We start from the raw sequence: 23,966 nt of genomic DNA, 5'->3' as shown, positions 1-23,966 counted from the left end.
TGCGGGTCATATGACCAAAGCGTCCTTCCAGTAACGCAACAGTCATTGAACCGTCCCGGCCACGTCATCGCCGCTTGCTATTCCGCGGACATCGAGCGCGCCTGAGTGAAACAGGGCGCGCGGTTCCGTCCACGGAGTACACCGCATGCCGTCAGTCCGCCTGCCGTCCTGGCGCCTCCCGTCCTGGCGCGGCGCCCTGCTTGCCACCGTCGCCCTGATGTCCGCCAGCCTGACCGTTGCCGCGGCCCAGGCGCAGGACCAGCAGGCCAAGCGCTATCCCGCCACGCTCGCCGGCCATGCGGTGTTGCCGGCCGACACGCTGGTGCAGGCGCCGGCCGATGCCGGTCCGCTGTTCGCCACCGCCGGCAAGTTCACCAATGCCGACCGCAAGCGCGTCGATGCCGTGGGCACCATCCGCGCCACATCCTTCGCCGCCGACCCGAAGGCTCCGCGAGAGACGGAAATCCTGCTGCCGGTCGCAGGCCAGGCGGTCCAGGGCTTCTCCGCCGTCGTGCCACAACCGAATGGCGAGTTCCTGGCGCTGACCGACAACGGCTTCGGCAGCAAGGTGAACTCGGTCGATGCGCTGCTGATGGTCCACCGCGTCAAGCCGGACTGGCAGAGCGGCGCCATGCAGTGGCTGGAAACGACCTTCCTGCGCGATCCCGACCGCAAGGTCCCCTTCGCCATCGTCAACGAGAACACCGGCAGCCGCTACCTGACCGGTGCCGATTTCGATCCGGAATCGCTGGTGGTCCAGAACGACCGCCTGTTCATCGGCGACGAGTTCGGCCCCTATATCCTGGAGCTGAGCCGGGACGGCGTGGTGATCGCGGTGCATGAGACGGTGATCGACGGCAAGCCGGCGCGCTCGCCCGACCATTACCGCAACAATGGCCTGCCGGCGGTGCCGGGCACCGTCAGCTTCGAGGTCCGCCGCTCCCGCGGGTTCGAGCCGATGGGCGTGTCGCCGGACGGCAAGACGCTGTACCCGTCGCTGGAAGGCCCGCTGTGGAATGCCGCCGCCAATGCCTTCGAGAGCAAGGACGGCCGAGCGTACACCCGCGTCCTGGAGTTTGACGTCGCCAGCCGCACGTACACCGGCAAGTCGTGGAAGTACAGGCTGGAGGACAACGCCAACGTCGTCGCCGACATGGCGATGATCGACGCCGGCAGCGCCCTGGTGATCGAGCGTGACGACACCACCGAAGGGGCGAAGACCCAGGCCTGCCAGGGCGAAGTCAAGTCGGACTGCTTCAACGCGCCGGCCGCCTTCAAGCGCATCTACAAGATCGACATCGCCGGGGCGGATGCCGACGGCTTCGTCCGCAAGGTCGGCTACATCGACCTGACCGACATTGCTGACCCCGACCACAAGGCCCGCGCCGGCCAGGCGCCGGAAGGCCGCTTCGTCATGCCCCATCTCGGGCCGGAGGGGGTGAACATCGTCGATGCCGACCACATCGTCGTTGTCAACGACAACAACCTGCCCTATTCCACCGGCCGGACCATCGGCAAGGCGGACGGGGACGAGATGGCGCTGCTGTCGGTGGGCGAACTGCTGCGCGCCCGCTGACGGCTGAAGACTGACCGCTCGCTGAAACGTGAGGTTCGGGCAGGCGTTTTGCGCTTGTCCGGGCCGGATTGTCGGTCCAGTGTGGGCGGCCTTCGGCCCAATGTCCTTCGCGTTTCGGAGACCGCCCCCATGCGCCGCCTTATGCGCCCCGCCCTGCCGTTCCTGCGTTCCGCCCTGCTCGCCCTGCCCGTCGCGGCGCTGGCGCTGACCGCCGTCGCTCCGGCCCATGCGCAATCGGCGAGCTTCGACGGCAACCAGAAGGCCGCCATCGAGAAGATCGTCCGCGACTACCTGATGGAGCATCCGGAGGTGATCCTGCAGGCCGTCGACGCCATGCAGGAGCGCCAGAAGACGGCGGAGGCCGAACAGGCCCGCAAGGCGCTGACCGAGAACAAGCAGGAACTGCTCCGCAACCCCGCCGATCCGGTCATCGGCAACCCGCAGGGCGACGTCACGGTCGTGGAGTTCTTCGATTACCAGTGCGGCTACTGCAAGGCGGTGCAGGCCGACACCCAGTCGCTGATCAAGGGCGATCCCAAGCTGCGCTTCGTGCTGAAGGAATTCCCGATCCTGGGGCCGGCGTCCCTGGTCGCCTCCAAGGCGGCGCTCGCCTCCCGTGGGCAGGGCAAATATGTCGAATTCCACAATGCCCTGATGGCCCAGCGCGGCCAGCTGGACGAGGCGGTCATCATGCGGCTGGCCAAGTCGGTCGGGCTCGACACCGACCGGCTGAAGAAGGACATGGAATCGCCGGACGTGCTGAAGGTGATCGCCGCCAACCAGGCGCTGGCCGAGAAGCTGAGCATCCGCGGCACCCCCGCCTTCGTCTTCGGTGACGAGCTGGTGCCGGGCGCCATCAAGCTGGACGACATGAAGCGGCTGACCGACGCCGCCCGTGCCAAGGGTTGAGGCGGATCGTTCGATGACCGGAATGACCGAGCGGGCCAAGCCGTCCATCGTCGTTTTCGACGTCGGGCAGGTGCTGATCGAATGGGATCCGCGGCATCTCTACCGCGAGCTGTTCGATGGCTACGAAGACCTGATGGAGGATTTCCTCGACGGGGTCTGCACCCCCGCCTGGAACCTTGAGCAGGACCGCGGCCGCCCCTGGAAGGATGCGGTCGCCCTGCTGACCGAAGAGCATCCGGATTGCGCCGAGCTGATCCGCGCCTATGACGACATGTGGGAACGCATGGTGCCCGGCCCGATCCCCGGCACCCCGGAGATCCTGGCGGAATTGAAGGCCCGCGGCGTCCCCGTCTATGCCATCACCAACTTCTCGGTCGACAAGTTCGAGCTGACGCGCAAGCGCTTCGACTTCCTGAACGGCTTCGACGGAATCATCGTTTCGGGTGCGGAACGGCTGGTGAAGCCCGATCCGGCGATCTATCGGCTGCTGACGGATCGTTACGGACTCGATCCGAAGGACTGCTATTTCATCGACGACAACCCCGACAATGTCGAGGCGGCGAAGTCGGTGGGCATGTCGGCGCACCTGTTCATGGGCGCCGAGGCGCTGCGGCGGGACTTGGAGTCGCTAGGAATGCTGTGACGCGGGGGAGCCGTTGCTCCCGCCGGATCACGTCGTCCAGATCACTCCGCTGCCGCCTCGCGGTCGGTGGCGGAGTTGAACGCGTAGGTCTTCCAGGTCGGCTCATAGCCGTCGTCGGCCTGATTGCCCCAGACCGACCAGTTGGGCCGGGCGCCGCGGGCGAACATCTCCAGATAGGGGCCGGGGCTGCACGCCTCGATCAGTTCATACTGCTCGTCGGGCTTGCGGCTGTGCTCCCGCTTGCGGCTTTCGATCAGATTGACCTGGGTGCGGCCGGGGGACAGCGTCCGGGCCTTCTTGCCACGCACACCGAACAGGATCAGTTCTGTCACGTTGCGGAAATAGAAGCCGACGCCGCGCCCGTCCGACCCGCCATCCTTGCGCACCTTGTGCCAGATCAGGTTGGTCTTGTACTCGAACCCCCAGCTGCGCATGACCTGCAAGCCTTCCGGCAGCAGGGCGTTGGGGACCCAGAGATAGAGATGAGCGGTCGGCGCGGCGATGTCGGCGACCGGCAGGGCGCAGATGTCCTCCACCGTCATGGTGCCGTAGCGCGACAGGCGGCGGTGCTCCGGCGCCATCTTGCCGGTGCGATTGACGAAGCGCCAGGGCGGGTCCGCCATCACGGTGGCGAAGCGCCGGTCACCGGCGAAGGCCACCAGATCCTGCGCCGGATCCGATGTCGTCTCCACCGTCTTGCTGTCGCCCATCGCTGCCTCGAAATCCTGAACAAATGCGGTACCGGAAGGGGTGCAAACTCGCACGGGGGGACAGCGCCGTCAATCCGGTCTGAACCGCGGAGCCGATGCTGTCACAGCCGCCGGTGCCCGCAATCCTGTCACTCCTCCTCGCCGGCCTCCGCCATGGCGCGCAGGGCGGCACGCTCGGCAACGTTGACGGTCAGCCCCTGGGTTTCCACGCCCACGGCCCGCAGCTTGGCCAGTGCCCGCGACAGGGTTTCCGGCTGCATGCCCAGGCGGCGGGCGATCAATGCCTTGTCGAAGGGAAGCTGGAACTGTGCCGGCCCGTCGCCCGGCGGGCAGACGCGCATCAGGAAGGCGGCGACCCGCTGCGGTGCAGGCTGGACCTGGAGCTGTTCGATCTGCGTCACCAGATGGCGCAGCCGGACGGACAGCGAGCCCAGCATGCCGAAGGCGATGCGGTCGTCCTCGCGCAGGCAGCGGGCGAATCCGTCGGCGGTCAGGGTCATCACGCGGGCGTCGGTCACCGCCTCCGCACAGACCGGGAATTTGCCGTCGGCAAACATGGCGGCCTCGGCGAAGCTTTCCGCCGGGCCGATGACATGCACCACCGCCTCCGTCCCGTCGCGGGTCAGGCGATACAGCTTCACCCAGCCGTCGAGCAGGACGAAGAAACGGTCGGCGGTCTCGTCCTGCAGGAACAGGGTGGTGCCGCGCGACACCGGCCGCACGATGGCGGCGCCGCCGAGCAGCGACACCGCACGGTCGGTCAACTTGGCGAACAGCGGGATCGCGCGCAGTGCGGCGGCGTCTTCCGCAGACAGGTTCGAATGGTTGACGGTCATGGCAGCTTCCCCTCCCCGCTTGACGACGGAATTGGTGTTGGTGGGGCCATCGGTGTCGCCATTGGTGTCACTATCGATGCCGATGAGGCCGCCATCCCGGTGCCGCGCAGCAGCATCCAGCCATTGACGACGATCCCGGTAACGTCTGAGATCATCCCCGGCACCGATCCCACCAGACTGTTGTGCACGAACCAACAGGGCAAAGCCACCAGCATGGTGCCGCGGAAACGCGCAACCTGTGTTTGGTACCGGGCGAGGCTGATCAGCGCCATTCCCGCCGCGGCGAAGGCCGAGGGCAGACCGGACCAGGTGAGGGCCATCACCGTGGCGATCACCGGCAGAATCAGCAGATAGGCGATGCGGAAGGCCGGCCGGCCGCCGATCGCCAGCGCCGCCATCACCTGAAGCGCCGCAAGCCCGTTCAGCGCTGCCGCCGTCGGAGAGCCCACCATGGCGAAATGCAGGGCGAAACAGAGGCAAGGCACCAATTGCACCAGCAGCATGCCGGTACGGCTGCGGAAGAGGGGCCAGAGCATGCCGCCGAGCATGCCGCAAAAACCCACCAGCTGCGCCAGGGACCACCCGCCGCCCTCAGCGGCCGGAAGCAGGACGGTCAGCAGCTCGTTCATGCCGAATCGCGCCTTCGACAGCTTGGGGCGGCAGAAGAGAGGCCGGCAAGCCAGCCTGGACAAGCCGGCTGATTCACCAGCGCCGGCCGCCCCGGAGGGCGGCGCCAAAAAAAACAGGCGGGAGGAAACAGAAAGGAGCGGAGAAGACACACGCAACGAACAGCCGGGCCGAACTGGAGCCACGGCCGGATCACTCACGAGCCAGGACCGCAAAAGCAGCAGATTAAAAGACAGGAACGCACGGCGCACCCCAAAAGGGAGGCACCGTGCGCTGAAAGTCCGGACTCTCACCGGGAAGCCCGGAGCCAAAGCGGCTCGGGGCTTCGTCAGGCTTTTCAGCCAAGCGGAGCCGGCCGAGGCGGCGTGCATCCGGAGAGGACGAACGCCATACGGCCGAGGCCCGGATATTCCGGAGCCTTACAGGTACTCGACCTTGCCCGCTTCCGGACCCTTCTGGCCCTGGCGAACGGTGACGCGCACCTGATCGCCTTCCTGGAGGGTCTGCATGCCCGAACGGCGCAGCACGTTGACGTGGACGAAGACGTCCTTGCCACCGGTGCTGGGCGTGATGAAGCCAAAGCCCTTATCGGCATTGAACCACTTCACGGTGCCGTCGACTTCTTCGCCACCGGCGCCGCCGCCGGCATCGTAGCCGCCGCGGTCATAACCGCCACGGTCGAAGCCACCGGTCGTCCGCGGACGGGCCGAACGCTGAGCGGTCGACGTATCGACCGTGTGGATGGAGGCAACCTGCGGACCCTTCGGCCCACGGGCCAGGTCACAGGTGATGGTGGTGCCTTCGTCCAGCGCGTCGTAGCCGGCGGCCTGAACCGCAGAGACGTGCAGGAAGGCATCGGGCGAACCGTCCTCAGGCGACACGAAGCCGAACCCCTTGGTGGGGTTAAACCACTTCACGGTGGCGGTGACGTTGGACTTGGTGATCTCGGGAGCGCGGAAGCCCTGGCGGGGCGGGCGGTCGAACATGTGTCTTCAAGCTCATAGAGTGTGCCGAAAGTCTGTTGTCACAGGTATCCGATCCCAGGTCAAGCCTTCCAAAGGAAAGATGACCGAATCGCCGTTAATTGCCCCACCCCAGGCTCACGCTTCCCCACCCGCCGGCTCGTCGGCCGGGCGAAGGCGGCACCGAAGTGCCGCTCCGTCCCCGTCTCCGGCACTCCCGTACCGCGACCGGCGGCGCGACTCGGACGGTTTATGCACGCCCCCCGTGCGCCCCGGTATCAGCCGGCCGACTGCTTCAATGTGGGATAGTCGGTGTAGCCGTGGCGGTCGCCGCCGTAGAAGGTCTTCTGGTCCGGTTCGGCCAGCGGGGCGTCGATGCGCAGCCGCTCCACCAGATCGGGGTTGGCGATGAAGGGCCGGCCGAAGGCGATCATGTCGGCATGACCGTTCGCCGTCGCCTCGATCGCCATGGCACGGTCATAGACGTTGTTGGCCATGTAGCGGCCCGTGTAGAGCCCGCGCAGTTCGGCGAGATCGCCGCCGAATCCGGGATGCGGGCCGCGGGTCACGCCCTCGATCATGTGCAGATAGGCCAGACCGTAACCGTTCAGGCGGCGGATCACCGGGCTGAAGGTGCCGACCGGGTCGCTTTCCTGGGCATCGTTGGCCGGGCTCAGCGGCGACAGGCGGATACCGACGCGGTCGGCCCCGGCCTCCGCCACCACGGCGTCCAGCACCTCGAACAGGAAGCGGGCGCGATTCTCGACGGAACCGCCATAGGCGTCGGTGCGCTTGTTGGTGCCGTCGCGCAGGAACTGGTCGATCAGATAGCCGTTGGCGGCATGCACCTCCACCATGTCGAAGCCGGCGGCCAGCGCATTGCGGGTGGCGCGGCGGTAATCCTCGACGATCCCCGGCAGTTCCGACACATCGAGCGCCCGTGGAGCCGGGATGTCCTTGAAGCCGTCGACGGTGAAGGCCTTCATCTCCGGCTTGACCGCCGACGGGGCCACCGGCAGGGCGCCGCCCGGCTGCAGGTCGGGGTGGGAGATGCGGCCGACATGCCAGAGTTGCAGGCAGATGTGCCCGCCCTTCGCATGGACGGCGTCGGTCACCAGCTTCCAGCCCGCCACCTGTTCGGCGCTGTGGATGCCGGGGGTGTAGGCATAGCCCTTGCCCTGCGGCGAGATCTGGGTCGCCTCCGCGACGATCAGGCCGGCGGTGGCACGCTGGGCGTAATATTCGGCGTTCATCGCGGTCGGCACGCCGGTGGCGTTGTCGGTGCGGCTGCGGGTCAGCGGCGCCATGGCGATGCGGTTGGGCAAGCTGTAGCGCCCGATCGTCACCGGCTGGAACAGGGGGGCCGCGTCCTGGCTGTCCGTCATGTCCGATCCATTCTGCTGATTGGAAACTCGACAGGAAAGTGTGGCGCGCCATCGGCATCCGGCAAGGCTCCGCTGCACCGCAGCAACCCAAAGGGCGGCATGGCTGCCATACCGGGTCGGTCGTTCCGGCGGGACCTTTCCGGCTCTCCGGCGGTTATTCCCGGCAGATTTCCTTCAGAAAACGGGACCGCCGATGCAGCACCCGCCGTTACAGCACCCTTGGCCCGACCGCCTCTGGATCGTCCGCCACGGTGAAAGCGCCGGGAACGTCGCCCGCGACGCCGCGCACGCCGCCGGGCTCAGCCGGATCGACATCGCCGAACGCGACGTGGACGTTCCGCTCAGCCCGCTGGGCGAGCGGCAGTCCGACGCGCTCGGCCGCTGGTTCGCGGCCATGCCGGCGGTGGAGCGGCCGGACGTGGTTCTGACCTCCCCCTACCGGCGGGCGATGCGCACGGCGGAACGGCTGCACCAGTCGGGCGGAATGCCGGTCCACCCCAACGACTTCGTCGTCGACGAACGGCTGCGCGAAAAGGAGTTCGGCGTGCTCGACCGGCTGACCACCGCCGGCATCCGCCAGGAATTTCCCGAGCAGGCCGAGTTCCGCCGCCTGCTCGGGAAATTCTATCACCGGCCGCCGGGGGGCGAGAGCTGGTGCGACGTGATCCTGCGGCTGCGCAGCGCGCTCGACACCGTCAGCCTGCATCACGGCGGCCGGCGGGTGCTGATCGTCGGGCATCAGGTGGTGGTGCTGTGCCTGCGCTATCTGCTGGAGAACCTGACCGAGCAGGAAATCCTGGCCATCGACGCGGCCGGCGACGTCGCCAACTGCTCCGTCACCGAATACCGATTCGACGCCCAGGCGGGCCCTCGCGGCGGACTGCTGCTGCACCGCTACAACTTCGTCGCCCCGCTGGAGGAGGCCGGCGCCCCGGTCACCGCCGAGCCGGACGCCGCCATCGCCGCGCGCTAAGCCGCCATCTCCATCACTTGCACCCGACGAGGAGGAGCGATTGGACGCCCCAGCCGAGGAAATCCCCGTCACCGCCGAGCTTCTGCGTGGCATGCCCCTGCCCCAGCCGGACGGTCACGGCGACAAGGAAACCCGCGGACGGGTGCTGGTGGTGGCCGGCAGCGTTCCGGTTCCGGGCGGCGCCCTGCTCGCCGGGATCGGCGTGCTGCGGGCGGGGGCCGGCAAGCTGCAGATCGCCACCGCAGCCAGCATCGCGCCCCATCTGGGCCTCGCCCTGCCGGAGGCGCTGGTCGCCGGATTGCCCGAGACCGCCGACGGTGAGATCGCCCCCGACTCGGCTGCGGTGTTGTCCGAGCGGGCCTCGCGCTGCGACACGGTGCTGATCGGTCCGGGCATGATGAACGAGGAGGCCGTCGCCGACCTGACCGCAGAACTGCTGAGCCATCTTGAGGCGGGTGCGGACGGGCCGTGCTTCGTGCTGGATGCCGGGGCGCTGGCCGGGTTGCGCCGGAACGCGGCGGCGCTGCACCGTCATGAGGGCCGCGTGGTGATCACCCCCCATGCCGGCGAGATGGCCGGGCTGCTCGGCTGTTCCCGCGACCGGGTGGACGCCGATCCGCTCGGCTGCGCAAGACAGGCGGCTGACCGGTTGAAGGCGGTGGTGGCGTTGAAGGGAAGCTGCACCCGCATCGTCGCCCCGGACGGCCGCGCCTGGGCCTACCGCGGCGGCACGGTCGGGCTGGCGACCTCAGGATCCGGCGATACGCTGGCCGGGATCGTCACCGGCCTGCTGGCACGCGGCGCCAGCCCGGAGCAGGCCGCAATCTGGGGCGTCTATCTGCATGGCGAGGCAGGCAACCGCCTGACCCGCCGCATCGGCCCGCTGGGCTTCCTCGCCCGCGAACTGCTGGCGGAGATCCCGACGGTGATGGCGGCGCTGGCGAGCGAATCGGACGGCCGTTGAGCCTTACCGCAACGGTGCGCCGACACTGGCCGGGGCCGGGGCCGGGGCCGGTGCTGGAGCCGGCGGCAGGGCCGGGGTGGCCGGGGGCGACATGCTGCGGCGCGGCTGCGACGGCGCCACCTCGGCCGACAGGGCCGCGTCGCGGTCACGGCAGCGGTCGACAACTTTCTGGCCGCAGGCGACGAAGCCCAGCTCCTTGTTGAGACAGACCCGCACCTCCGACACGTCGCGGCGGGAGCAGATGACCGCCACCCCTTCCGCCGTCAGGCCGGGATTGGCGTCGAGGAACAGCCGCTCGACCTGGGTCGCCGGCACGGTCGGGCCGGGCGCCCTGATCGTCTCAGGGATCGTCACCTTGGCCGCGGCGGCGCGCAGCTTGGCGAAATAGTCGGTCGCGGTCAGGCCCGAGCATGTCCCGTGCTTGCGCCATTCATGCATCATCAGGCCAACGCTCGGCATCACCGGCATGGTCTGGTCCACCACCGTCTTGGGCAGGTTGCGGTCGCGGGTGCAAGTGGCGGGATAGCTGCCGTCATTGTACTGCGGCCACAGGCCATGGACGACGAAGCCGTATTTCCGGTCGCCGCACTGATCGGGATCGGGACCGTTCCTGTCGCGGGCACAGTAGGTCGGCGTCCAGGACAGCGACAGGATGTAGTAATCGAAGGTCCCCGGCTCCGCCCGCCTCTGCGCCCAGGAAGGGCTTGCGGTGAACAGTCCGGCAACCAGGACGGACAGAATGGCGGCGGCGGCATTTCGCATGACGGTCTTCCCCCAGGGATGTGCTTCCCTGCGTTGCATACCATGGAAGGATGTTTCTGTCGCGGGGTCTCGACGCCGGCATCACCCGGCCAATTCTCATTGTGCCGAACGTTTGCGCGTTCCGTCCCGGCAGAGGGTATAGTGACCGGCATGTTCACCCTGTCCGCCCCGATTCTGCTGCGCGCCTATGCCGCCGGCATCTTCCCGATGGCCGAAAGCGCCGAATCGCGGGAGCTTCACTGGTTCGACCCGGAACGCCGCGGCATCCTGCCGCTGGACGGCTTCCATGTGGCGCGCAGCCTGCGCAAGACGCTGCGGCGCTGTCCCTTCGAGCTTCGCTTCGACAGCGCCTTCCGCGCGGTGATCGAGGGTTGCGCCGAAGCGACGGAAGAACGGCCGAAGACTTGGATCAACGACGACATCGTCCGCCTTTACGGCGATCTGTTCGACGCCGGCTTCGCCCACAGCGTGGAATGCTGGTGCGACGGCCGGCTGGTCGGCGGGCTGTACGGGGTGGCGATCGGCGGCGCCTATTTCGGCGAGAGCATGTTCAGCCGCGAGACCGGGGCCAGCAAGGTGGCGCTGGTCCATCTGGTCGCCCGGCTGCGCGCCGCCGGCTTCGCCCTGCTCGACACCCAGTTCGTGACCGAGCATCTCAGCCGGTTCGGCGCCGTCGAGATCCCGCGCAACGAGTACCGCCGCCGCCTTGCCGCGGCGATGGAGCGCAAGACCGACTTCCGCGGCGTCGACCAGCAGGCGGCGCTGGCCGAACTCCTCGAGTCGGCAGTCACGCCACCCGGCTGAATCGACGGGCTGACGGGGCATCCCGCCACCGGGGGTCATGCCCGGAAGCGCCGCCCCATGTACCCGCTCTACCCCGCCCGATCCGTTGTGCGCCGCAACGGGGACGGCCATCCTCCGCGCATCCACCGCCATGGCTGGAAGGCGCCCATGCGCTTCTGGAACGCATCCTGGATTTCGCCTGCCCTTCTTCTAATCCTGGCAGGAGTTCTGATCGGCGCACCGTTGCTGGTGCTGAACGGCTTTCCGCTGACCTTCGACGACACGCCGGGCTATCTGGAGCCGGCCTTCAACATCCTGCACCGGGCGGCCCAGCCCGCCTGGACGCCGCCGCCGGACCTGTCGCCGCACGGCCTGCCGTCGCCCAACATCTTCTTCCTGCGGCCCTTCGGCTACATGCTGTTCCTGCTGCCCTTCGCCGGCGGCTGGGGCGTCTGGCTGATACCGCTCGCCCAGGGCATGCTGGCGGCGGCGGTCCTGCGCGCGGCCCTGAGTGCGGCGGGAGCACCGGACCGGCCGGGATTGTTCATCGGCATTGCCGCGGTGCTGGGGCTGACCACCAGCCTGTCGCTGCACGCCGCGACGATCATGCCGGACTTCCTGACCGGGCTGGTGATCCTGCTGGTCTATGTCGTCGTCGTCCGTTGGCCTACCCTGACCGCCGTTCAGCGGCTGCTGACCGTTGCGGCGCTCACCGGAACGATCGTCTCCCATCTCAGCCATCTGGCGATCCTGGGCGGGATGATCGTCCTGCTCGGGCTCTGGGCGCTGTGGCACGACCGCGCAATGCTGCGGTCGCTGGCCTGGGGGGTGCTGTTGCCGATGGCGCTGGCGGTCGGGCTGCTGACCGGCTCCAACCTGCTGACCGCCGGCCGGCCGGTGCTGTCCGAAAGCTCGCCCGTCTTCCTGCTCGCCCGGCTGATCGGCGACGGTCCGGCGCGCGACTATCTGGCGGAGGCCTGCCCCAGCCGCGATTACCTGCTGTGCGGCAGCCTCGATGTGCTGGACCGCAGCGCGCCCGGCTATGTCACCTCCGACTATTTCCTCTGGCATCCCGACGGCGCCCGCCGCCGCTTCGGCGACCAGCCCCGCTTCGTGGCGGAGGCGGCCGAGATCGCCCACAACACCATCGCCAGCCGTCCGGCCGCGGTCGCCGAACATGGGCTGGCGAATGCCGCCGGCCAGTTCGTCGAGGTCCAGCCCGACGACACCCTCAACGACCCTGTCAAGCCGCTGACCCGCCGTCTGTTCAGCCGTTTCCCGTCAGCGGTCTATGCCGCCTTCGACCGGTCGCTGCAAACGCAGCAGCGCTTTCCCCGCGACGGGCTGGCGCTGGTCCAGGATCTGTCGCTGTCGCTCGGCGTTCTTGGGCTGGCCGCGCTCGGGCTGGGGCGCTGGCGGCGCGTCGACGGGCGGGTGCGGATGCTGATCCTGGTGATCGGCATCGGGCTGACGCTGAACGCCGCCGTCACCGGCGGGCTGTCGGCCGTCCATGACCGCTATCAGAACCGCGTGATCTGGCTCGTGCCCTTCGCAGCATTGGTTCTGCTGGCGACGGCCCGCAGCCGCGACCCTTTGCCTGCCGGCCGGACGGGGCGCACCGGATCGGGTCAGCCGACCGGGTGGAACACGCCGCCGGGCATGGGCACCGGCACCCCGGTGGTCGCCGGCAGGCTGAGCGGCAGCCCCAGCCTGCTGCGCACGGCGAGGTAGCCGAAGGCCTGCGCCTCCAGCGCGTCGCCGTCCCAGCCGACCGTGTCGGCCGGTTCGACGGGCACGCCCAGCCGGCCGGCCAGCATCGCCATCAGCGTGGCGTTGTGGCGCCCGCCGCCGCAGACCAGCCAGCGCACCGGCGGCGCCGGCAAATGGGGCACGACGGAGGCGACCGATGCGGCGGTGAAGGCGGTCAGAGTGGCCGCACCGTCCTGCGGCGACAATGCCGCCACCGGCGCCGGGTCGAAGGCGTCGCGGTCCAGCGACTTGGGCGCCGGACAGCCGAAATAGGGATGGCCCATCAGTGCTGCCAGCGCCGAGTCGTCCACTTGCCCCGCCGCCGCCAGCGCACCGCCGGCATCGAAGCGGCCAAGCCCATGGCGCAGCACCCAGTCGTCGATCAGGGCATTGCCCGGCCCGGTGTCGCAGGCGACCACCTCGGCCTCTCCCTCCTGCGGGTCGGGACCGATCCAGCTGACATTGGCGACGCCGCCGATGTTGAGGACGGCGAGCGGGCGCGGCAGCCCATGGGCCAGCGCCCGGTGGAACAGCGGAACCAGCGGCGCCCCCTGCCCGCCCGCGGCGACATCGGCGCTGCGCAAATCGTTGACCACGGCGATGCCGGTCGCCGCGGCCAGACGGGCGCCGTCGCCGATCTGGCAGGTCAGGCGCCGGCCGGGATCGTGATGGATGGTATGGCCGTGGAAACCGATCAGCTCGACCGCCGCCGCCGCGACGCCCGCCTTGTCGAGCAGGCAGCGCACCGCGTCGGCATGGGCGTCGGTCAGGTCGCGCTCGACCTCCGCCACCGGTCCGCCGCTGGCACCGCTTTTGCCGAGGCAGCCGCGCAGCCGGGTCCGGAAGCCGTCGCCATAGGGGATGGTCAGGAAGTCCAGCGCCTCGACCCGGTCGCGGCCGTCAGTGCGCAGCAGAGCGGCGTCGATGCCGTCCATCGACGTGCCGCTCATCAGGCCGACGACCGTGCGCAGCCCCTCCTTCGCTTCCATCATCCGCTCCGCATCCCCTGTGGCGATGCGGCGCACTCTAGCTCAGCTGAGCCAGAGCTGCAGCATCAGCCGCTCGCGGCTGGCCGGTGGGGTGGCGCGGTGGTAGCAGGAGGTGTCCTCCAGGAAGCCGGTGCCGGCAGGCCCCTCCACCACCAGGACGCGGTCGCGGTCGAAGTGGGTGAACAGCTGCTCGTCGCGGACGTTGGCGGAGCCCATCAGCATGCGCAGCGACTTGCCGTGATGGCTGCCGCGGACCAGCGCATGCTCCCCGGCGCCCGGCCCGACATCGGTCAGGTAGAACTGCGCCGAACAGAAATGGAAGTCGTGGACGTCGAAATGCCAGTCGATGGTCTGGCCCAACTGGCGGCGCTCGTCGTCGGTGGCGTCGGTGACGAAGCTCCAGAACAGACGCGGAATGATCTTGGTGGCGGGGAAATCGAGGAACTTGCCGGCGCACTCCATCAGCAGCGGATCGCGGCAGACCCGGCGCACCGCCGGGCAGTCCAGCGGATCGGGGACGATGCCCATCACCGCGGGCGATCCATCCTCCAGCCGGCCCTTGCGGACGTCGTGGCGATAGAACATGCGGTCGTCGCGCAGCCGCCGCTGCAGGGGGGAGTGGGTGGCGAACTCCACCATCTCCTCGACCATCGACCAGGGCAGGTCGAAACCGAATGCGATCGAGTCGCGACGCAGGTCGCCCAGCGCGCGCTCCACCGTCTGGCCAGCGAACAGGGTGGCCGGCAGCGGAGGCAAGGCGATGGGCGGGCCGGCCGGCGCCCGCTGGCGCGACCGGGGAGACAGGCGGCGCAGGGCACTGTACCCACGCCGGACCGACTCGAACCGGCCCAGCGCATAGTGAAGCTCTCCGGCGACGAGGCGCCGGGCAATGTTCGCAACGTTCATGGCATGTGCATCCCTGGGGGCAGCCGAAGGACCAAAACCGCGGTGGGTTGCGCGGCCTCTGGTGCCGGAATGCACGAAGTGTAGGCAGGTTTGGGGCGATTCTAAAAATACCCTTGTGGCGTACGCCCACACGCCGCAGGAATAGCCGGGCCGGCGGAGCGTCTTCCCCTACGGTCCACGCCGGGAGAAAAAGCGCCCCGCCCTCCCGCTTACGGTTAAAGGGCCTGCACCGCCTTCAGAACCGCGGCGACATGGCCGGTGACCTTCACCTTGCGCCAGACGTTGCGCACCACGCCATCCTTGTCGATCAGGAAGGTGGCGCGGTCGATGCCCATGTACTTGCGGCCGTACATGCTCTTCTCGACCCAGGTGCCATAGGCCTCGCAGACGGCGCCGTCGGTGTCCGAAGCCAGCGTGAAGGTCAGCTCGTGCTTCGCCTTGAACTTGTCGTGGCTGGCGACGCTGTCCTTGGACACACCGATCACCACCGCATCGACGGCGGAGAAGTCGGGCAGCTGGTCACGGAAACCGCAGGCCTCCGAGGTGCAGCCCGACGTGTCGTCCTTCGGGTAGAAATACAGAACCACCGGCTTGCCGCGCAGGGCCGACAGCGTGACGCTGCCCCCGGCATCGGTCGGCATGGTGAAATCCGGGGCGGGCGTTCCGACGTCTACGGTCATGGCTGCTCGACTATCCTTCTTCTTGCCGGCCGGGAAACAGGGTCTCAGGCCGGAGGCGTGGTGGCGGGTGGGGCCAGACGGCCCGCCGGCTCCTCGACCAGGGCCTTGAAATGACCATGGGCGCGGGCGGCGACGGCACGGATTCTGTGGTCCAGCTCGGGGAAGTCAACAGTGCCAGGCTCACGCTCGCCCTGAAAGTCGGCAGGAAAGGCGGCGCGAACCAGCCCGGCCAGCAGGCTGGGCGACACCTGGTTGGGATCGAGCACCCCGGCGGTGGTCAGCCGCAGGAAGCCCTGCACCCGCCGCCACAGCCGCAGCGTCGTCTCCAGATCCTCCGCCACCTCCGGCGCCAGCGCGCCAGTCCGGGCGGCGCAGCCCAGCGCCTTGGCGGTGCCGATGTGCAGGATGTCCGGCCGCTCATGGCCGAAGCGCAGTTGCAGGTACTGGGCGATGAACTCGATGTCGATCAGGCCGCCACGGGCGTATTTGACGTTCCAGACATTGGTCGTCCCGAACTCCTTCTCGATCCGCCGCCGCATGTCGGCCACGTCCCACAGCAGCCGGTCGGCATCGCGCGGCGCCGTCAGCACCGAGCGGATCGCCCCCGTCACCCGCCCGGCCAGTTCCGCATCGCCGCCGATCACGCGGGCGCGGGTCAGGGCCATATGCTCCCAGGTCCAGGCATCGGTCGCCTGATATTTCAGGAAGGCGTCCAGCGAGGTGGCGAGCGGCCCAGCATTGCCCGACGGGCGCAGCCGCATGTCGACCTCGTAGAGCCGGCCGTCGCCCATCGGTGCGGTGATGGCGTTGGTCAGACGCTGGGTCAGCTTGATGTAATACTCGTTGGGCGACAGCGGCTTGGTGCCATCCGAAAGACGGGGACCGTCACCCGGTGCCACGTCGTAGATGACGATCAGGTCGATGTCGGACGTGATGGTCAGCTGCCGGCTGCCCAGCTTGCCCATCGCCACCACCACCCAGGCGCCGCCGGGAATATGGCCATGGCGCTGGGCGAACTCCTCCTCCACCCGCCGGGCGAGGTCGGGGACGACGATGTCGGCCAGATCGGCCAGGAAGGCGCCGCAGCGGTCGCCGTCGGTGATGCCGCGCAGGATATGGACACCGGCGCGGAAACGCTGGTCGTTGGTCCAGCGCCGCGACAGGGTCAGCGCATCCTCGAAATCGCGGGCCGCCGCCATCACGCGGGCATGGTCGTCGGCCAGCCCATCCTCTCGACCCGGCAGCGGGTCGAAGAAGTCGGGCGACAGCACGGCGTCGAGCAGCGACGGGTTGCGCGACAGGGTCTGCGCCATTTGCGGCGCGATGCCCATGATCTCCGCCACCAGCTCCAGCAGCCAGGGATTGGCGACGAACAGGGAGAACAGACCGACGCCGGCCGGCAGCTTGCCGAGGAAATCGTCGAAGTTCATCAGCGCCGAATCGGGAGCCGGCGTCTTCGCCAGCGCGCTCAGCAGGGCCGGCGTCAACTCCGTCAGCAGCTCGCGCGCCCGGCCCGACCGGGTGGCGCGGTAGCGGCCGCGATGCCAGGCCGACACCACGCTGATGACGCGGGCCGGGTCGGCGAAGCCCATGCCCGTCAGCGTCTCCACCGTGCCGGGATCGGGGTCGGTGCCGGTGAAGACCAGATTGCCGGGACCGGACAGCGACGGCGCCTCCTCGAACAGCTCGGCATAGCGGTCCTCCACCTGCCCCAGCGTCGCCAGAAGCTCCGCCCGGAAGGCGGTGGGGTCATCATAGCCGAGGAAGGTGGCCAGATGCGCCACCCCGGCATCGTCGGCGGGAATACGGTGGGTCTGCTGGTCGTCGATCATCTGGATGCGGTGTTCGACACGGCGCAGGAAATGATAGGCCCCGGCAAGCTCCTCCACCGTCTGCGGCGGCACGCGGCCGACGTCGCGCAGCGCCTCGTTCGCCATCAGGGTCGGGGCGATGCGCACGCGCGGGTCGCGCCCGCCGAAGATCAGCTGCTGGGTCTGGGCGAAGAACTCGATCTCGCGGATGCCGCCGCGGCCGACCTTGATGTCGTGGCCGTTGACCGTCACCTCGCGGTGGCCCTTATGGGCGTTGATCTGGCGCTTGATCGAATGGATGTCCTGGATGGCGGCGAAATCCAGGTTGCGCCGCCATACGAAGGGCTCAAGGAATCGGATGAAGGAAGCGCCCGCCTCCTGATCGCCGGCAATGGGACGGGCCTTGATCATCGCCGCGCGTTCCCAGTTCTGCCCGACGCTGCCGTAATAAATTTCGGCCGCGGAGACGGAAACCGCCAGCGGCGTGGCGCCGGGGTCCGGCCTAAGCCGAAGGTCGGTGCGGAAGACGTAGCCGTCCTTGGTCCGTTCATCCATAATGCGGACAAGATCGCGTGCGAGCCTGATGAAGGTTCGCGCGAGGTTGTCCGGCTGGGGCGTCTGCACAACAGCGTCGTCGTACAGGACGATCAGGTCGATGTCGCTGGAATAGTTGAGTTCGCGCCCGCCAAGCTTACCCATGCCCAAAACGATCAGGCCCGAACCGACCCACGGTCGCTGCGGATCCGGCAGCGTCAGCGTCCCCGCCTCCCCGGCGCGGCGCAGCAGGAAATTCGCGGCCAGTTGGACCCCCGTCTCCGCCAGCTCCGACAGGGCGCCGGTGACGCGGAACAGCGGCCAGACGCCGGCGATGTCGGCCAGCGCGATCAGCAGCGCCGCCCGCCGCTTCGCCACCCGCAGGCCGGCCATCAGCCGGTCCATCGACTTTTCCTCATCATGCTCGGCATGGAGGGCGGCGATCAGCGCGGCGAAGCTGTCGTCGAAGCCGTCCTGCATTGTACGGGCGACGAAGGGCAACTCCCGCGTCAGGCTGTGGCCGAGATACGGGCTGTTGCCGCAGACCGCTCCGATCAGTGCCCGGCCGGTCTCCGATTCGGCGAAGGCCTCCGCCCAGGCGCGGGTCTCCGGCTCCGCAGCGGCAGCCTGCTGGCGCCAACGCTCCATCCCCAGCGCCGCCTGCGCGCTGTCGAAGGGCTTCGGCAAGGGGCTTGAGAACGCGATGGGACTCGGCATGACGGCGGTCTTTCCTGCTCAAAACATGTGCAGAAAGCTGCACGTCTCGGACGGGAAGGTCAATCGGGCCGATTCGCCCTCTCTTGCTCATGGCGCCCGATGATCCGGCGCACCGCGAAGATCATCGGCCTGACGCTGACCGGGATCGGCGCCATTGCGCTGGCGGCCGGCGGGCTGTTCGCTTGGCGCCTGTCGCAGGGGCCGGTGGCGCTCGACCCGCTGATCCCCTATGTCGAACGGGCGCTGAGCGACCGCGACGGCCGTTTCCAGGTCGATATCGGCGAACTGGTGCTGTCGCTGGAGGAAGAGGACGGGCTTGAAGCGTCGGGCCGCCGTCTCGACCTGCGCGCCCGGCGGGTGCAGGCGCTGAATGCCGACGGGACGGAACTGGCCGCGGTGCCGGAGATGGGCATCGGCTTCTCCATCCCGGCGCTGTTCCGCGGCACGCTGTCGCCGACGCGCCTCGATCTGGTCCGGCCGCGCCTGTCCGTGCTGCGCCGGGCCGACGGCAGCCTCGCCTTCGACGTGCGGTCGGACGCGCAGTCCACCCGCAAGGCAGACGACGGCGGCCCCGACCTGATCGATGAGGCTCTGGAAAGCCTGCGCCGCCCGCCCGACATCGACCGGCCGCTGGGGCTGCTGCGCCGGCTGTCGGTGACGGGAGCCGACCTTCGGGTCGAGAACCGCATGCTCGATCTGGCCTGGCACGCCACCCGCGCCGACATGGTGCTGACCCGCGATGCCGAGGGCGCGCAGGGCCGTGCCCGCGTGACGCTGGACCTCGGCAATGCGGGCGGAACGGCGCCACAGCGCGCCGTGACCGTCTCGGCCGCCGGCCGCTACAACATCGCCGACACCACCAGCGACCTGACCATGTCGGTCGACGGGCTGGAGCCGGCGGCAATCGCGGAGTTCGGGCCGGCCCTGGCACCGCTGTCGGCGGTGAAGCTGCCGCTGTCCGGCACCGTCACGGCGCGCCTCGACCGCCGCTTCGAGCCCCTGACGGTCGATCTGAACCTGCGCGGCGGCGCCGGCATCGTCGCCCTGCCTGCGCTGCGGCCGGAGCCGGTCGCCGTGCAGAGCCTTTCCTTGCGCGGCAAGCTGGACGTTCCGGGCCGGCGCCTGCGGGTCGAGGATTTGTCGCTGAAGGCAGGATCGCCGGACGGCGGCGAACCGCTGGCGTTGAGCGCCCAGGGCCAGCTGGCCGAATCCGACCGCGGCCGCGACCTCCAGGCCCGCCTGTCGCTGACCGCCGGTGGACGCACCGCCGGGCTGGAGCTGTCGGGACAGCAGGGAGTGGACAAGGTCGGCCGGGCAACCGCGCGGCTGACCGGCCTCGTCCCCGCCGCGTTCGCCGATCTCGCCCCGGTGCTGGCGCCGCTGAAGGCCGCGGACCTGCCGCTGTCGGGCACGGTGGAAATGGCATTCGATCCGTCGCTCCAGCCGATTTCCGGCAAGGCCGACATCACAGCCGACCGCGGCCGGCTGCTGCGGCCCGACCTGTTCGAAGGGCCGGTGCCGGTGGACAGGGCCCGGCTGCGCCTGCATGGCGACCGTGACCGCATCGAGCTGGACGGATTCGACGCCGTGCTGGGCGAGGCCGGCGGACCGCAGCCGCGGGTGGAGGCCACCGCCACCGCCCGGCGCCAGGGCAGCCGCATGGCGGTGGAGACGCAGGCGACCGCCAGCGGCGTGGCGCTGGACGAGCTTCGCCGCTACTGGCCGAAGATTGCCGGCCCCAACGCGCGCGAGTGGGTGACCCGCAACCTGTCGCACGGAACGGTGACGCAGGCGCGGGCGGAGGCGGCGCTGTCCGTGCCGCTCGATGGAACGGGGTTGCCCGAGCAAACGCGCTTTCTTGCCACCATCGCCGGCGAGGACATCAACGTCCGCTATTTCCACAACCTGACGCCGGTCACCGGCGCCAGCGTGGAGGCGACGACCGACGGCAAGACCTTCACCGTCCTGACCAAGGGCGGCCGGATCGCCGATGCGAAATCGGGCGACATCGAGGTCGGCGAGGGCAAGGTGGTGATCGGCGGGCTGGACATCGGCAAGGAGACGATGGACATCCGCCTGCCGGTGCAGGGACCGGTGCGCTCGATCCTGACCCTGATCGACATGCCGCCGCTGGGCTATCCCACCAAGCTGGAGATGGACCCGGCGCGCACCCAGGGCACGGCCGAGGCGAAGCTGCATTTCGCCTTCCCACTGCTGGCCGACCTGAAGGTGGAGCAGCTCGACCTCGACGTGACGGGCAAGCTGCGCAAGGTGGCGGTGGAGAAGGTGGCGGCCGGGCTGAATGCCACCGACGGCGAGCTGTCGCTGGCGCTCGACCTCAAGGCGATGCAGATCAAGGGCGCCACCAAGCTGGACGGCATCCCGGTCACCATCGACTGGAACGAATCCTTCGACAGTGCGGCCAAGGGCCCGCGCACCCGCATCGCGGTGAAGGGTGACGCCACCGCCGACGATCTGCGCGCCCACGGCATCGATCTGGAAGACCGGGTGCAGGGCCCCTTCGGCGCCGACATCCTGTTCACGGTGGACCGCAAGCACAAGCTGCTGCTGACCGGCAACTTGAACCTGGAGAAGACCCGGCTGTCCATCGAGGAACTCGGCTGGGCCAAGCCCGCCGGCAAGCCCGGCACCGGCAAGCTGACGCTGGAGTTCGACAAGGACCGCCCGACCCGCATCAGCAACCTGACCGTCGATGCCGGCGGACTGAAATCCGTCACCAACCTGGAACTGGCCGACGGCGGCAAGCGGGTGGCGCGGGTGCAGACCCCCAGCTTCAAGCTGGGCCAGACCGACCTGCGCGCCGACCTGACCGTGCTGCCCGCGCTGAAGCCCGGCGGCCCGGCCGGTGGTTATGCCGGAACCATCACCGGCACCAGCCTGGACGCCCGCGGCCTGACCGGCAAGACGCCGTCCGGCGAGGGCGCGGTTACGCCGCCCAAGAAGCCGCCGTCCCCCGCCGACGACGGCCGCAAGACCCCGCTGGACATTGCCATCAAGTTCGACTCGGTGGTGTTCGGCGACGGCCGGCGGCTGCGGCAGGTCGCGGGTTCCATGAAGCGGGACACCACCGCCTGGACCCTGCTGGACCTCACCGGCCGCAGCGAAGGCGGCGGCGTGTCGCTGAAGTGGCGGCCGGGTCCGCAGGGTGTCTACGACCTTGCGATCAACGCCGAGGATCTGGGATCGGCCCTGCAGGCGATGGACCTGAACGACCGCATGCGCGGCGGGCGGTTGACCCTGACCGGCCGGTCGGCGGAAGCGCGGGCCGATGCCGCCATCGTCGGCAAGGTGGAGATCCGCGACTACACCCTGATCGACGTGCCGGCGCTGGCGCGCATCCTGAACGCCATCTCGCCGTCCGGCTTCGCCGAGCTGCTGGGCGGCGGGAAGGGCGTCAATTTCGGCCGCATGTCGGCGGATTTCCGCAAGGAGGGCCGTCTCCTGACCCTGAAAGACCTGCGCACCTCCGGTTCGGCGCTCGGCCTGACCTTGGAGGGACAGATCGATTTGGAGACGGAAACCGCCAACCTCCAGGGCACCATCGTCCCGGTCTATGGCCTGAACCGCCTGATCGGCCAGATTCCGCTGCTGGGCGACGTGCTGAGCGGCGGCGAGGGCCAGGGCATCTTCTCCGCCACATGGCATGTCCAGGGACCGCTGTCCGACCCGGACGTGTCGGTCAACCCGCTGGCGGTGCTGGCGCCGGGCTTCCTGCGCAACCTGTTCTTCCTGGGCGGCGACGGCACGCCGACGCCGGACACCAGACCGCCGCCGGAGGCGCACACACGGTGAAGGACAGGGGCGCCGGCAGTTGTCTGCCGGCGCCCCTCCCCTGCAAAGCCGTCAGCCCACCTTCACCAGCGCATGACGCTTCTTGCCGGCGCTGAGCTTCACCACGCCGTCGGCGTTCAGGTCCGCCGCGGTCGCCTTCACCGTCTCGTCGGCGATCGGCCCGTCGTTCAGCTTGGCCCCGCCGCCCTTGATCAGGCGGCGCGCCTCGCCCTTCGACGCGGCCAGACCGGCCGACACAAGCAGGTCCACCACCGGCAGGCCGGCTTCCAGATCGGCGCGGGCGACCTCGATGCTCGGCAGCCCCTCTGCCGCAGCCCCTTCCTCGAAGGCGCGGCGCGCGGTCTCGGCGGCCTCGAGCGCGGCCTCCTCGCCATGGGCGAGCTTCGTCACCTCGTTGGCGAGGATCTTCTTGGCCTCGTTGATCTCGGCGCCCTGCAGGCTCTCCAGCCGGGCGACCTCGTCCAGCGGCAGTTCGGTGTAGAGGCGCAGGAAGCGGCCGACGTCGGCATCTTCGGTGTTGCGCCAGTACTGCCAGAAATCGTAGCTGCTGAGCTTGTCGGCGGTCAGCCAGACCGCGCCGGCCGCCGTCTTGCCCATCTTGGCGCCGGACGAGGTGGTCAGCAGCGGCGTGGTCAGGCCGAACAGGTCGGCACCGTCGGTGCGGCGGCCGAGTTCGACGCCGTTGACGATGTTGCCCCACTGGTCCGACCCGCCCATCTGCAGGGTGCAGCCATGGCGGCGCTTCAGCTCCACGAAATCGTAGGCCTGGAGAATCATGTAGTTGAATTCCAGGAAGGTCAGCGGCTGCTCACGGTCCAGCCGCAGCTTGACCGACTCGAAGCTCATCATCCGGTTGATGGTGAAATGACGGCCGATGTCGCGCAGCAGCGGGATGTATTTCAGCTCGTCCAGCCAGTCGGCGTTGTTCACCATCACCGCGTCGGTCGGCCCATCCCCGAAGCTCAGGTAGCGGCCGAAGATCCGCTTGATGCCCGCCATGTTGTTGGCGATGACCTCGTCGGTCAGCAGCTGGCGCGCCTCGTCCTTGCCCGACGGGTCGCCGATCTTGGTGGTGCCGCCGCCCATCAGGACGATCGGCTTGTGGCCGGTCTTCTGCAGCCAGCGCAGCATCATGATCGGCAGCAGGCTGCCGACATGCAAGCTGTCGGCGGTGCAGTCGAAGCCGATATAGGCGACGATCGGCCCCTTCGTCGCACGCTCGTCCAGCGTGGCGAAGTCGGTGCACTGGTGGATGAACCCGCGATCCTGAAGGGTGCGCAGGAACTCCGAGGCGGGAGCCGAGGGGGTGGTCGTCGTCATGGCCGCAATCCGGCTGTCGTTGGAATGAAGGGCGGAGAATTCCCGCGGTCTGTTAGCACGGAACGGCCCCTGCCTCAATGCGGCGCCCCCGGTCGCCATGGTTGGAACCGGCCCGCGGGACGGCCCATTCTACCGCTCAAGCATCGCTGCACCGCCACAAGTCAAAACCCTGAGCAGGGGCCGGGCATTTCGTGGAAATCCGCTCCAAACGCAATTGACATTGATTCGCAAAACAGCAGTCCCGGCCTGACTGTATTTTGGGCAGACCGCCCGGCACCAATTGATAGTGACTATCAACTACATCTTTGTTTCAAAGG

Annotated in this window: 19 protein-coding genes; 8 read left to right on the top strand and 11 right to left on the bottom strand. The window is 68.8% G+C overall.

Annotated features, from left to right (window positions below):
* The first annotated feature begins 145 nt into the window (after positions 1–145).
* From TSH64_RS13560 to TSH64_RS13550, 3 genes are all read left to right on the top strand, one after another.
* Complete coding sequence (locus tag TSH64_RS13560; RefSeq protein WP_247872922.1) at positions 146–1,576, top strand: esterase-like activity of phytase family protein; 1,431 nt, start codon at positions 146–148, stop codon at positions 1,574–1,576.
* 129 nt (positions 1,577–1,705) lie between these two features.
* Positions 1,706–2,485 carry a DsbA family protein gene (locus TSH64_RS13555; protein WP_247872921.1) on the top strand — a complete coding sequence of 260 codons (780 nt, stop codon included), beginning with the start codon at positions 1,706–1,708 and terminating at the stop codon, positions 2,483–2,485.
* Between the two features lie 13 nt (positions 2,486–2,498).
* Positions 2,499–3,128 carry an HAD family phosphatase gene (locus TSH64_RS13550; protein WP_247872920.1) on the top strand — a complete coding sequence of 210 codons (630 nt, stop codon included), beginning with the start codon at positions 2,499–2,501 and terminating at the stop codon, positions 3,126–3,128.
* Between the two features lie 41 nt (positions 3,129–3,169).
* Here TSH64_RS13550 and TSH64_RS13545 read toward each other — a convergent pair whose 3' ends face one another.
* From TSH64_RS13545 to TSH64_RS13525, 5 genes are all read right to left on the bottom strand, one after another.
* On the bottom strand, positions 3,170–3,838 hold the full coding sequence (locus tag TSH64_RS13545; RefSeq protein ID WP_109445597.1) for an MT-A70 family methyltransferase: 669 nt from the start codon (positions 3,836–3,838) through the stop codon (positions 3,170–3,172).
* Between the two features lie 128 nt (positions 3,839–3,966).
* Positions 3,967–4,674, bottom strand: a complete 708-nt coding sequence (locus tag TSH64_RS13540) for a Crp/Fnr family transcriptional regulator (RefSeq protein WP_247872919.1) — start codon at positions 4,672–4,674, stop codon at positions 3,967–3,969.
* Entirely contained in the window at positions 4,671–5,303 is a 633-nt protein-coding gene (locus TSH64_RS13535) for a YgjV family protein (protein ID WP_109445595.1), read from the bottom strand. The genes TSH64_RS13540 and TSH64_RS13535 overlap by 4 nt, the downstream gene beginning before the upstream one ends.
* Positions 5,304–5,720: 417 nt before the next feature.
* Entirely contained in the window at positions 5,721–6,287 is a 567-nt protein-coding gene (locus TSH64_RS36625; protein WP_109445593.1) for a cold-shock protein, read from the bottom strand.
* 254 nt (positions 6,288–6,541) lie between these two features.
* Entirely contained in the window at positions 6,542–7,648 is a 1,107-nt protein-coding gene (locus TSH64_RS13525) for an alkene reductase (protein WP_109445591.1), read from the bottom strand.
* 193 nt (positions 7,649–7,841) lie between these two features.
* Between TSH64_RS13525 and TSH64_RS13520 the strand changes: the two genes are divergently transcribed.
* Both TSH64_RS13520 and TSH64_RS13515 read left to right on the top strand, forming a co-directional pair.
* Positions 7,842–8,621: a histidine phosphatase family protein gene (locus TSH64_RS13520; protein ID WP_109445589.1), complete on the top strand. Its 780-nt coding sequence runs from the start codon at positions 7,842–7,844 to the stop codon at positions 8,619–8,621.
* A gap of 40 nt (positions 8,622–8,661) precedes the next feature.
* The gene (locus TSH64_RS13515; RefSeq protein ID WP_247872918.1) at positions 8,662–9,585 is read left to right on the top strand and encodes an NAD(P)H-hydrate dehydratase; all 924 of its coding nucleotides are present in this window, start codon (positions 8,662–8,664) and stop codon (positions 9,583–9,585) included.
* Positions 9,586–9,588: 3 nt separating this feature from the next.
* Here the strand turns inward: TSH64_RS13515 and TSH64_RS13510 are convergent, their stop codons facing one another.
* Positions 9,589–10,347 carry a ribonuclease T2 gene (locus TSH64_RS13510; protein WP_109445587.1) on the bottom strand — a complete coding sequence of 253 codons (759 nt, stop codon included), beginning with the start codon at positions 10,345–10,347 and terminating at the stop codon, positions 9,589–9,591.
* Positions 10,348–10,497: 150 nt separating this feature from the next.
* Here TSH64_RS13510 and aat point away from each other — a divergent pair, with 150 nt between their 5' ends.
* Positions 10,498–11,151: a leucyl/phenylalanyl-tRNA--protein transferase gene (aat, locus tag TSH64_RS13505; protein WP_109452617.1), complete on the top strand. Its 654-nt coding sequence runs from the start codon at positions 10,498–10,500 to the stop codon at positions 11,149–11,151.
* A gap of 147 nt (positions 11,152–11,298) precedes the next feature.
* On the top strand, positions 11,299–12,861 hold the full coding sequence (locus TSH64_RS13500) for a hypothetical protein (RefSeq protein ID WP_146208026.1): 1,563 nt from the start codon (positions 11,299–11,301) through the stop codon (positions 12,859–12,861).
* Here TSH64_RS13500 and TSH64_RS13495 read toward each other — a convergent pair.
* The 4 genes from TSH64_RS13495 to TSH64_RS13480 all read right to left on the bottom strand — a co-directional run bounded on the left by TSH64_RS13495 (position 12,759) and on the right by TSH64_RS13480 (position 18,516).
* Entirely contained in the window at positions 12,759–13,868 is a 1,110-nt protein-coding gene (locus tag TSH64_RS13495) for an anhydro-N-acetylmuramic acid kinase (protein WP_199237783.1), read from the bottom strand. The two genes, TSH64_RS13500 and TSH64_RS13495, sit on opposite strands and share 103 nt — an antisense overlap.
* Before the next feature lie 42 nt (positions 13,869–13,910).
* The gene (locus TSH64_RS13490; protein ID WP_109445581.1) at positions 13,911–14,774 is read right to left on the bottom strand and encodes a hypothetical protein; all 864 of its coding nucleotides are present in this window, start codon (positions 14,772–14,774) and stop codon (positions 13,911–13,913) included.
* A 215-nt stretch (positions 14,775–14,989) separates the two neighbouring features.
* Complete coding sequence (gene bcp / locus TSH64_RS13485) at positions 14,990–15,454, bottom strand: thioredoxin-dependent thiol peroxidase (RefSeq protein ID WP_109445579.1); 465 nt, start codon at positions 15,452–15,454, stop codon at positions 14,990–14,992.
* Positions 15,455–15,498: 44 nt separating this feature from the next.
* A complete protein-coding gene (locus TSH64_RS13480; RefSeq protein ID WP_109445577.1) occupies positions 15,499–18,516 on the bottom strand; it encodes a bifunctional [glutamine synthetase] adenylyltransferase/[glutamine synthetase]-adenylyl-L-tyrosine phosphorylase in 3,018 nt (1,005 codons plus the stop codon).
* 99 nt (positions 18,517–18,615) lie between these two features.
* Here TSH64_RS13480 and TSH64_RS13475 point away from each other — a divergent pair, with 99 nt between their 5' ends.
* Positions 18,616–22,329, top strand: coding sequence for a DUF3971 domain-containing protein (locus tag TSH64_RS13475; protein ID WP_109445575.1), 3,714 nt, complete (start codon positions 18,616–18,618; stop codon positions 22,327–22,329).
* Between the two features lie 51 nt (positions 22,330–22,380).
* Here the strand turns inward: TSH64_RS13475 and tyrS are convergent, their stop codons facing one another.
* Complete coding sequence (gene tyrS, locus TSH64_RS13470; protein WP_109445573.1) at positions 22,381–23,649, bottom strand: tyrosine--tRNA ligase; 1,269 nt, start codon at positions 23,647–23,649, stop codon at positions 22,381–22,383.
* Between the last annotated feature and the right edge of the window lie 317 nt (positions 23,650–23,966).

Source organism: Azospirillum sp. TSH64 (assembly GCF_003116035.1).
GTDB lineage: Bacteria > Pseudomonadota > Alphaproteobacteria > Azospirillales > Azospirillaceae > Azospirillum.
Note: the sequence above shows the minus strand (reverse complement) of the source record. Positions and strands in the feature narration are given on the sequence as shown.